Origin of the sequence: Gilvimarinus polysaccharolyticus, from assembly GCF_001187555.1 — a bacterium.
GTDB lineage: Bacteria > Pseudomonadota > Gammaproteobacteria > Pseudomonadales > Cellvibrionaceae > Gilvimarinus > Gilvimarinus polysaccharolyticus.
The window spans coordinates 1,440,208-1,449,496 of sequence record NZ_LFIJ01000001.1; the positions used below are offsets into that span (position 1 = coordinate 1,440,208).

The following is a 9,289-nucleotide window of genomic DNA, read 5'->3' on the forward strand; positions in this document are numbered from 1 at the left end:
GCCAAGCGTTTACCTAAAAGGCGCCGCCTAGCTAAAGGCGGCTATAGTAACAAAACGATAAAGAAATGGCTTATTACAGAGGTGAGAGTTGGATCTCTACTCGGCGGTTTTGCTCACGACCGGCTGAATTTGAGTTGCTGGCAATAGGGTAACGCGGGCCGTAGCCGGTTGCCTTCATACGGCTGTAAACAACTTTACGCTCGCCTAGGTAATCGCGTACGCTTTGCGCCCGACGCTCACTCAACAACTGGTTAAAATCGTTAGAGCCGGTTGAGTCAGTGTGACCTCCGATATTAACCGCAGTTTTGTTAAACTCGGTCAAGACTACGGCGACAGAATTAAGCACGTCGTAAAACTGCGGACGGATATTGTACTTACCCGTCTCAAAGGTAATATTGCCGGGCATAATTAAGTTGATGTTGTCGCCGTTGCGCTGTACCTGTACACCACTGCCCTGCAGCTGTTGGCGCAGTTCGGTTTCTTGCGTATCCATATAATAGCCAACACCGCCGCCAATAGCGCCGCCGGCAACTGCACCGGTAAGTGCGCCCTTACCGCGATCTTTTTTACTGGACGAGGCAACCCCAACTGCGGCACCAGCCACCGCACCAATAATGGCGCCTGCGGAAGTATTATTGGTTTTGCTCTCACCGGTGTACGGATCGGTTGTGGTACAAGCGGCCAACGTACATACCAGTGTTGCTGTGAAAAATTTGTTCATTAAAATTTCCTTGTCATCTGCAGTTAGGGATATGCTATACCATTAAATATACGAATGGCTTGTATGTTTACACATTTATACGGATTAACCACTATGGCTCAGATACATCTTCGCACAAATGGTTTTTGGCGCGTTGCCAATAACTACGCAACAATCACCGTAATTGGATTACTCAGCCTAGTATCGGCGTGTAGTCATTACGATTTTTCAATTAATGATAATGTTGTTTATACGCCTAAAGCGTTATTCCAAAATTATCATATTACCGACAGCAATCTGGCAAGCTGCATAGAGCAAACCATTAGCGATAATAAAATTACTCGGGCACTAGATCTTACGCGTTTGCGCTGCACCCATGCGGGAATAACAACACTGGGCGGCATCGAGACTTTTTACGGCTTAATACAATTGGATTTGCGCGATAACACCATTACAGAGATTAAAGTGCTAGAAAAACTAAGCCGTTTAGAGGTTGTATTGCTGGGTAATAACAACATAAGTGATATCGCACCGCTACTGCACTTATTAAAGCTGGTAGAGCTCGATCTAGAAGAAAACCCGACCAAAGATTGTCAGAGTATGAAGCAATTAAACCGTGCGGTAGAAGAAAATAATGGCTTGTTATTAACGCCCCCAAGCTGCACACCTTAGCGCTAACGGACACAGTAAAGAACAGGTTAAACCCACTTAAGCGATAAAAATTAACCCGAGGGTGTTGCGAAACTGGCGCACCACCTTCATTTTGACCGGCTCGGAATTAATGGGGCCCACGACTTTGCGAAACATCACTGCCATTTCGGTGCCCAACGGCGGCAAAGGCTGACTTTCTACCTGTACCTGTGCCCCGCCATCGGATATATCCATGGTAAAACCAACCAAGGTGCCAAACGCCGGGTGGGTCATTTCCACTCGGATACTGCGGCTAGTACGTTCGTGCTGTCGACGCTCAATCACCAGCAGACTCCTTAATTAAAATAAACCATTATTATTGTTACAACGATCAACCAGCGCCGACCACAAAACAGCTCGCACGCCAGACGTTTTACTACAGCTAAGTATAGCCGCTTATGTTAAAGCCGTGTTAAGCGCTAGCAGCGGTCACCACGGGACCTGCGGTTAACGACAACCAATCAAAACCTTCGTCTTGACCGGCGTAAATAACTTCGGCGACATTGGCCGTAACAGGTAATAAGGCCTCACGCGCACGCTCGATAGAATTGTTTTTTTGACTGATATGCGCAATCACTAAATACTGCAACCTAGTGCAATCGACCCGAGCTAAAAAGCCCGCCGTTTGTTGGTTGCTAAGGTGTCCCCAAGGGCCACCGACGCGAGTTTTAAGCGATGGCGGGTACGGCCCACTGGCCAGCATCATCGGGTCGTGATTTGCCTCCAACACCAACGCATCGCAATTTTGGTACATATCTTCTACGTGAGGCGACACCGTACCTAGATCGGTTAAAACCCCCAAACGCACACCACCACAAGAAAATATAAACTGCGCCGGTTCGCGTGCATCATGAGGCACGGCTACCGGCTCGACGGTCATATCTCCCAAGCAAAAACTTTGGTAGGCCTCTATTAAATGCAGCTCGGGTAATTTGCCAAGATCGCGGCTATGGTAGGTGCCGGGTGTCATATACACCGGTAAATTAAAGCGCCGCGCCAGTGCCGCGACGCCTTTTATATGGTCGGCGTGTTCGTGGGTAACAAGAACCGCGGTAAGGTCGTGAGCCGTTTTGCCCAACCGCTCTAACCGAGCGCAGGTTTCTTTTACACTAAAGCCACAGTCGATCAGTAACGTACCGTTTGAGCGTTCACCCGTCCACTCGACAATAGTAGCATTACCACGACTGCCACTGCCTAGAGACGCCACCCGCATACTGTATCCTTGATTCAATCGGGCGCCTTAGACGCCCAATCATTAAATAAGATTTTTGCGCAGTATTGTTAACAAGTCGCGCGATGTACGAGCATCTAAACGTTTACCGTAAGGGTCGCGCAAACGCACTGTATAGTTGTCTGCCTCACCTTGAATAAACAACAGATAACCGGGTGCATTAGCAAGCGTTGGCTCGGCTTTACGATTAGACAGTGGCGCCACAGCAAACTCATCACCTTTAGGCACTAGGGTGAGTAGTTGCGCTAAGCTATAAGGGCTTTTTACCACAAGGTTTTTATCGCCCGAGAACCAGCCGCTAAACCAACCCTCATCTTCTGCCTCAATCGGCTCGTAATGCAGATAATAAATACCATCTTCGGACTGGCTCTCATAGATCGAGAAGCCGTCTTGACGCATGGCATGATACAACGTGGCTTTGGCGCGAGCTTCGCTTAAGCGAATCTTCATTACCGGTTCATTTTGCTCGACCACTAACGCTGATTTGGCGTCACCGCCGATAGCTTGCGCTAATAACGAGGTGCCGCCCAAAGTTTCGTCTTGTGCAAGTGTCGCGGCAAGCTCATCCAACATCCACGCTTCGCGCTCGGATGAACTTGAAGCGGCAGGCCAAGCAGGTGCATCGGCGGTGTTGTTGCCGTCAATACTTTGATGTAAGACGTGAATTTCGCTGGTTTCTGGCTGTACACCTTGATCGATCTGTACACGGTAGCGATCTGTAGTGCTTAGGTCAGATTTAAATTGCAGCCAATGGCTGTCAACCAAGCCACGACCAATATCGGCGTTGGCAACATCGATATTATTGTCGTTCATAAAGGCCCGTACACGTGGCCATACTTCGCCGGGAGAGACGTTCATCAGAATCCAACGCTCGCTGGCAAGGCGCTGAATTTTAACGTTCTCTTGCATCAAGTTGGTCGCCAACGGTTGTGGGCGCGGCACTTTAGAGCTTCCCTCGTGAGCTATATCGTCAAACTCACTCGCGGTAATCGGCGGGATTGGGTAGCGCTCGCCCAATTTGTCGCTCTTCATGCCTTCGGGTACTTTTAACGGCTCGGTTTTTTCGGCTTTTTGATAATCGCCTTCACGATTACGAAAGTAGGCTTCGTCACCCCAAAAAATTCCGCACCCCGATAGCATGATCACCAGAGTTAATACACTTACACCCCGCAGGGAAGTTGCTTTTATCATCTTGGTATCTTCAATCTTTTTAAATCAATCCAGTTTCACGTAACGCGGTGCGAACCTGCTCGTGGTACGCCGCTGACAGTTGCGTCAACGGCAGGCGAATTCCGGGGTTAATCATTCCCATTTCGGCCAGTGCCCATTTTACCGGGATTGGGTTTGCCTCGAGGAACATAGCGCGGTGCAGTGACATTAACGAATCGTTAATCGCGCGCGCCTCATCGGCTTTGCCAGCAATGGCCAGCTCACACATTTGCGCCAGCTTGCTGGGTATGACATTAGCAGTCACAGAAATATCCCCATGACCGCCCAACAACATTAATTCAACCGCGGTTTCATCATCACCCGAGATCACTTTAAAGCCGTCCGGGGCACCATCGATAATGGTTTTGGCTCGCACCAAGTCTCCGGTGGCCTCTTTAATACCGATAATATTGGGCAGTTTAGCCAGCTCTAAAACCACATCGGGCTGCATATCAACCGCAGTGCGGCCCGGTACGTTGTACAGCAATTGCGGGATATCTACCGCCCGAGCGATATACTCGTGGTGTAAATACAAGCCGCGCTGAGTGGGCTTGTTGTAGTAAGGCGTTACCAGCAAGCAAACATCGGCACCAGCGGCTTTTGCACCCTCGGTAAGCTCTACGGCCTCGGAGGTGGAGTTAGCGCCAGTACCAGCAATAACAGGCACCCTGCCGGCAACCTGGCCGACCACGTGTTTGATAACGGCCAAGTGCTCATCGACATTTAAGGTGGCCGACTCGCCAGTGGTGCCCACGGCGGCTATCGCGTGAGTGCCCTGAGCCAAATGCCAATCTAGCAATTTTGTAAGTGCCGGCCAATCAACACTGCAATCGGCGTTCATGGGGGTTACCAAAGCAACCATACTGCCTTGAATCATAGGTTCTCCAACTTTGGGGTACACAGGGGGCAACTCTAGCGCTCCCGGCTCGGGGCCGATGGGCCATCGAGAGATAATACAGCGCCAAACTCTGGCGACATGTTACGCACCGCTCGCGGCACACACAAGCGTCATTTTTTAAAGTCGAGCATTCGCTGTAACGGCTTCATGGCTTGCTCGGCCAGCGCCTGCGCAACAAATATCTCGTTGTCGTCGCGCTCAAACACTGTGGCTAAATTGTCCAGCGCGTTAAGTGCCATCCACGGGCAATTGGCACAACTACGGCACGTTGCACCGCTGCCGGCGGTGGGTGCCACATGAAAAATTTTATCGGGGCAACGTTGCTGCATTTTATAAAAGATGCCTTGATCTGTCGCGACAATAAACTCGCGATTAGGCAGCGCCTCGGCGGCGTTAATAAGCTGCGAGGTAGAACCTACCACATCCGCCAAGTCGACCACGGACTGAGGCGACTCTGGGTGCACCAGCACGGCTGCATCGGGGTACAAGGTTTTTAAATCCTCAATGCCGCGCGCTTTAAATTCCTCGTGCACAATACAAGCGCCGTCCCACAACAGTACATCGGCACCGGTTTGCTTTTGCACATAAGTGCCCAGGTGCTTATCGGGTGCCCATATAATCTTCTCGCCTTGTTTGTCTAAATGATCCACCACATCCAGCGCAATGCTAGAAGTTACCACCCAATCGGCACGGGCTTTAACGGCCGCCGAGGTGTTGGCATAGACAACCACAGTACGATCTGGGTGAGCATCGCAAAACGCGGCAAATTCATCGGCGGGACAGCCAATATCAAGCGAGCAGGTAGCCTCTAACGTTGGCATTAGCACGCGTTTATGGGGCGTCAAGATTTTAGCCGTCTCGCCCATAAACTTAACCCCAGCGACAATCAGGGTGGTGGCACTATGCTCTTTGCCAAAGCGTGCCATCTCTAACGAATCAGACACGCAGCCGCCGGTTTCTTCGGCCAGCTCTTGAATGATCGGATCGGTATAATAGTGTGCGACCAACACCGCATTGTGCTTAATCAACAAGGCTTTAATGCGGATTTTAAGCTCAGCTTGCTGCTCGGGAGTAAGCGCAGGCTCAGAGCTTAAGCCCGCCAAATGATCTTGTACCACTTGGCGATCAGATGCCAACGGCGGTATTGCAGACGTTGTTTTTTGAGTCATATGGATTACCACGGTCGCACCCACTTTGTGCGGGCTCTTACTGGGGCGGTATTCTACCATATCTTATGGCGCTATCTGGAACGCAGATAACACGGATTTTTAGACATGACTTGATTGTCGTTACGACTCGAAAACTGAGAGGCCACGCCCTAGCGCTATCGTTAAGACACAAAAAAAGCCAGGGGAAGCCCTAGCTTTTAGCGTGCCCTTACGGGCTGAATATGGTGGGTCGTACTGGATTCGAACCAGTGACCAATTGGTTAAAAGCCAACTGCTCTACCAACTGAGCTAACGACCCATAAACTGATTGTAACTGTAACGCGTCTTAATTTAGACGACGTACCCTTGCGGGGAAAGATGGTGGGTCGTACTGGATTCGAACCAGTGACCAATTGGTTAAAAGCCAACTGCTCTACCAACTGAGCTAACGACCCATTCTAATGCGTTTAAATGCTTTGGCAGACGGCCAAAACGGTGTTGCTAACGCCTTAAAAGAGGCGCACATAATAATGATTTGATCAGAAAAAACAAGCGGTTTTTTACAATACGGCCGTAATAAATGGCAATTGATCAATAACTTAACAACTCCGCTGGAAATTTCGGCAGAGCTAGCGGTAACGAGTTGGGTCGTCGACCCCAGCCATTTCAAAGCCAGTGCGACGCAACCGGCAGCTATCGCACACCCCGCAAGCACGACCATCATCATCAGCTTGATAGCACGATACGGTCAAACCGTAATCTACCCCTAACGCCACGCCTCGCTTAACAATATCGGCTTTACTTAAATCCATCAGAGGCGTTCGCACCCTCAGCCTATGCCCTTCGGTACCCGCGCGGGTCGCCAAATTCGCCATAGCCTCGTAGGCGGCAATATAATCGGGCCGGCAATCCGGATAACCCGAATAGTCCACCGCATTTACCCCAATGAAAATATCAGCGGCGCCAAGCACCTCAGCCCAACCCAACGCAATCGACAAAAACACTGTATTGCGCGCTGGCACATAGGTAATGGGAACTCCAGTGGTGTGCTCTTCAGGCACATCGATAGAGGTATCCGTTAACGCCGAGCCCCCAATCGCGCCAAGATCTAAGGTGATTACTTTATGCTCAACACTGCCCAACGCCTTGGCCGCGCGTTCAGCCGCTACCAGCTCGGCACGCATCCGCTGACCGTAGTCAAAGCTAATGCTGTAACACTCGAAACCCTCGGCGCGGGCGATTGCCAGTGCGGTAGTAGAGTCCAAACCACCGGACACCAACACAACTGCTTTTTTTTGGCTCATGACTGCCTTCTCACTTATTCAACGATGATTTAACTATGCTTATCACGCGGCATTAACGACCTGGGCTATCGTCCCACAACAACTTATGCAGCTGCAGCTGATAGCGCACCGGTAAATTATCGGCCACGATCCACTCGCCCAAGGCGCGCTCATCCACCTGCCCATAGCTTGGCGACATCAACACATCATCGACTCGCTCGGCAAGTTGGCGTTCATCGATTTTTAATCTTGCCCAGTCGTAGTCCTCACGTGAGCAAATCACAAACTTTATCTGATCGGACGGCTTTAACGTGGCGAGATTATCCCATAGGTTGCGATGCGACTCACCCGAACCTGGCGTTTTTAAGTCCATAACCTTCACCACCCGCGCATCGACCTCATCCAGCGCTATAGCGCCGCTGGTCTCTAGAGATACGTTATACCCAACATCGCATAATGCGCTCAAAAGCTCTAAACAGGCGCGTTGCGCCAGTGGCTCGCCGCCAGTTACACACACATAGCGAGGCTTAAAGCTTGCCACCTGTGCCAGCACCGCATCAAGACTCATGCGCTCACCGCCGTAAAAGGCGTACTCACTGTCACAGTAATGACAACGCAGTGGGCAGCCTGTTAGGCGCACAAATACCGTCGGTCGCCCCGATGTATTTGACTCCCCCTGCAAGGAGTAAAAAATTTCAGTGATTTTAACGGTTACTGCATTCATAAACGTGATCTGCTTGGCGCCGAGCGCCGGGAACTGATATTCTAAGTGGCTATGCGACAACTGCCGCAGGAGCCTCGATGAAACTGGCTAGATCTAAAAAAGAACAGCGCCAAGAACTGGACGCTTTGATGCGCGATTATCTTGAACACGGCGGCGCCATTAATGAAGTGGCGCGAGGCATATCCGGCCGTCTCGACAACCGCCAAGCGCTACCCCATGTATTTGATAAAAAAGCCGAACCCGACACCCGCACCCCAGTATCGGATGAGATTGCCGCGATTGAGGAGCGCCGTAAACCAAAGCCAGCCGCGCGCGCAACATCCCCGAAAAAACTCAACCGCGCCCGTAAAAAGATCATCTACGATGAATTTGGCGAGGCGCTGCGCTGGGAGTGGGAAAGCTAAAAAAACACCCACTCCCACACATCACGCAGACAACTCTTTTAGTCCACCAAACCGTAATCGCGACGTAGAATATCGATAATTTCCTGCTTAGGGTTATCGCTTAACACTATCGCTTCACCGGTGATTTTCTCGGCAATACTGCGATAGGTTTCCGATACTTGCATCAACACCGAGGCAGGCAAAGCATTGTCTTTTGCCAGAGCATTACGCTCATCCATGCGATCTTTATTAAGCAAAATATCAGGGTCTGGGAAGTAATTTAGCAGCAACTGGCGGAACTCTTCTTTCGATTTTTCCACCACCTTGCCATCGCGATAGCTTGGGCCATCCCAAATACGTGAGGAATCAGGGGTGCCTACTTCATCCATATAAATCAGCTTATCGTTGCCCGCCGCATCGGTGACATAGCCAAATTCAAACTTAGTATCGACAAAGATTTGGTCAAGCGCCGCCAGTGCGTCACTAATAACATCAAAGCCTTCTTTAAGCAGGCGCTCGTAGTACTCGATGTCATCTTTGCTCTTGAAGTTAAACGCCTCAAAGTTAGCTTCGATATCGGCGCGGGTGATGTTGACATCATCGGCCTCGGGCACCCCCGGTATACCTTTAAGAATCCCTTTAGTAGAGGGCGTAATCAGCAGCTCAGGCAACTTTTGGTCTTTTTGCAAGCCATCGGGGATCTCGATACCACAAAACTCGCGGCCACCTTTAGCGTAATCACGCCACATGGAGCCGGTAATATACTGACGGCAAATAGCCTCGATCATCACTGGACGAGCTTTTTGCACAATCCAGATAAACGGGTGCGGAATATCCAAAATATGGCTGTCAGCCAAACCTTGCTCGCGAAACAAACGGAACCAGTGATTGGAGATAGCATTAAGCGCTGCCCCTTTGCCCGGCACACCGTTCATGCCACCCTCACCGTGCCAAATGCAATCAAAAGCTGAGATACGGTCGCTGATCACCATAATCGCCAGCGGCGCATCGGCGGCTACGTTG

At 50.6% G+C, this 9,289-nt stretch carries 11 protein-coding genes and 2 tRNA genes; 2 read left to right on the top strand and 11 right to left on the bottom strand.

Translation table 11 applies throughout. From position 1 onward, the window contains the following. Positions 1-73: 73 nt before the first annotated feature. A complete protein-coding gene (locus GILYN3_RS06230; RefSeq protein WP_049722039.1) occupies positions 74-721 on the bottom strand; it encodes an OmpA family protein in 648 nt (215 codons plus the stop codon). Between the two features lie 93 nt (positions 722-814). Between GILYN3_RS06230 and GILYN3_RS06235 the strand changes: the two genes are divergently transcribed. Beyond that, entirely contained in the window at positions 815-1,372 is a 558-nt protein-coding gene (locus GILYN3_RS06235; RefSeq protein WP_049722040.1) for a leucine-rich repeat domain-containing protein, read from the top strand. Between the two features lie 36 nt (positions 1,373-1,408). On the opposite strand, the gene GILYN3_RS06240 is transcribed toward GILYN3_RS06235, so the two are convergent. The 9 genes from GILYN3_RS06240 to queE form a co-directional block, all read right to left on the bottom strand. Then, a complete protein-coding gene (locus GILYN3_RS06240) occupies positions 1,409-1,675 on the bottom strand; it encodes a PilZ domain-containing protein (RefSeq protein ID WP_049722041.1) in 267 nt (88 codons plus the stop codon). Between the two features lie 127 nt (positions 1,676-1,802). Next, positions 1,803-2,603: an MBL fold metallo-hydrolase gene (locus tag GILYN3_RS06245; RefSeq protein WP_049722042.1), complete on the bottom strand. Its 801-nt coding sequence runs from the start codon at positions 2,601-2,603 to the stop codon at positions 1,803-1,805. 42 nt (positions 2,604-2,645) lie between these two features. Next, positions 2,646-3,812, bottom strand: coding sequence for an outer membrane protein assembly factor BamC (bamC, locus tag GILYN3_RS06250; protein WP_049722043.1), 1,167 nt, complete (start codon positions 3,810-3,812; stop codon positions 2,646-2,648). A gap of 19 nt (positions 3,813-3,831) precedes the next feature. Next, positions 3,832-4,707: a 4-hydroxy-tetrahydrodipicolinate synthase gene (dapA, locus tag GILYN3_RS06255; RefSeq protein ID WP_049722044.1), complete on the bottom strand. Its 876-nt coding sequence runs from the start codon at positions 4,705-4,707 to the stop codon at positions 3,832-3,834. 131 nt (positions 4,708-4,838) lie between these two features. Further along, complete coding sequence (gene nadA, locus GILYN3_RS06260; RefSeq protein WP_049722590.1) at positions 4,839-5,897, bottom strand: quinolinate synthase NadA; 1,059 nt, start codon at positions 5,895-5,897, stop codon at positions 4,839-4,841. Positions 5,898-6,119: 222 nt separating this feature from the next. After that, positions 6,120-6,195: transfer RNA gene (locus GILYN3_RS06265), tRNA-Lys, on the bottom strand. 60 nt (positions 6,196-6,255) lie between these two features. Then, positions 6,256-6,331, bottom strand: a tRNA-Lys gene (locus tag GILYN3_RS06270). A gap of 174 nt (positions 6,332-6,505) precedes the next feature. Continuing rightward, on the bottom strand, positions 6,506-7,180 hold the full coding sequence (gene queC / locus GILYN3_RS06275) for a 7-cyano-7-deazaguanine synthase QueC (protein ID WP_198147293.1): 675 nt from the start codon (positions 7,178-7,180) through the stop codon (positions 6,506-6,508). A gap of 52 nt (positions 7,181-7,232) precedes the next feature. Then, positions 7,233-7,883 (bottom strand): 7-carboxy-7-deazaguanine synthase QueE, encoded by a 651-nt coding sequence (gene queE, locus GILYN3_RS06280; RefSeq protein ID WP_049722046.1) that lies wholly within the window; start codon positions 7,881-7,883, stop codon positions 7,233-7,235. Between the two features lie 77 nt (positions 7,884-7,960). Here queE and GILYN3_RS06285 point away from each other — a divergent pair, with 77 nt between their 5' ends. Then, positions 7,961-8,287 (top strand): hypothetical protein, encoded by a 327-nt coding sequence (locus GILYN3_RS06285; RefSeq protein WP_049722047.1) that lies wholly within the window; start codon positions 7,961-7,963, stop codon positions 8,285-8,287. 38 nt (positions 8,288-8,325) lie between these two features. Here the strand turns inward: GILYN3_RS06285 and GILYN3_RS06290 are convergent. Further along, on the bottom strand, positions 8,326-9,289 hold a 964-nt coding region (locus tag GILYN3_RS06290; RefSeq protein WP_084005149.1), incomplete at its 5' end, for a phosphoribosylaminoimidazolesuccinocarboxamide synthase.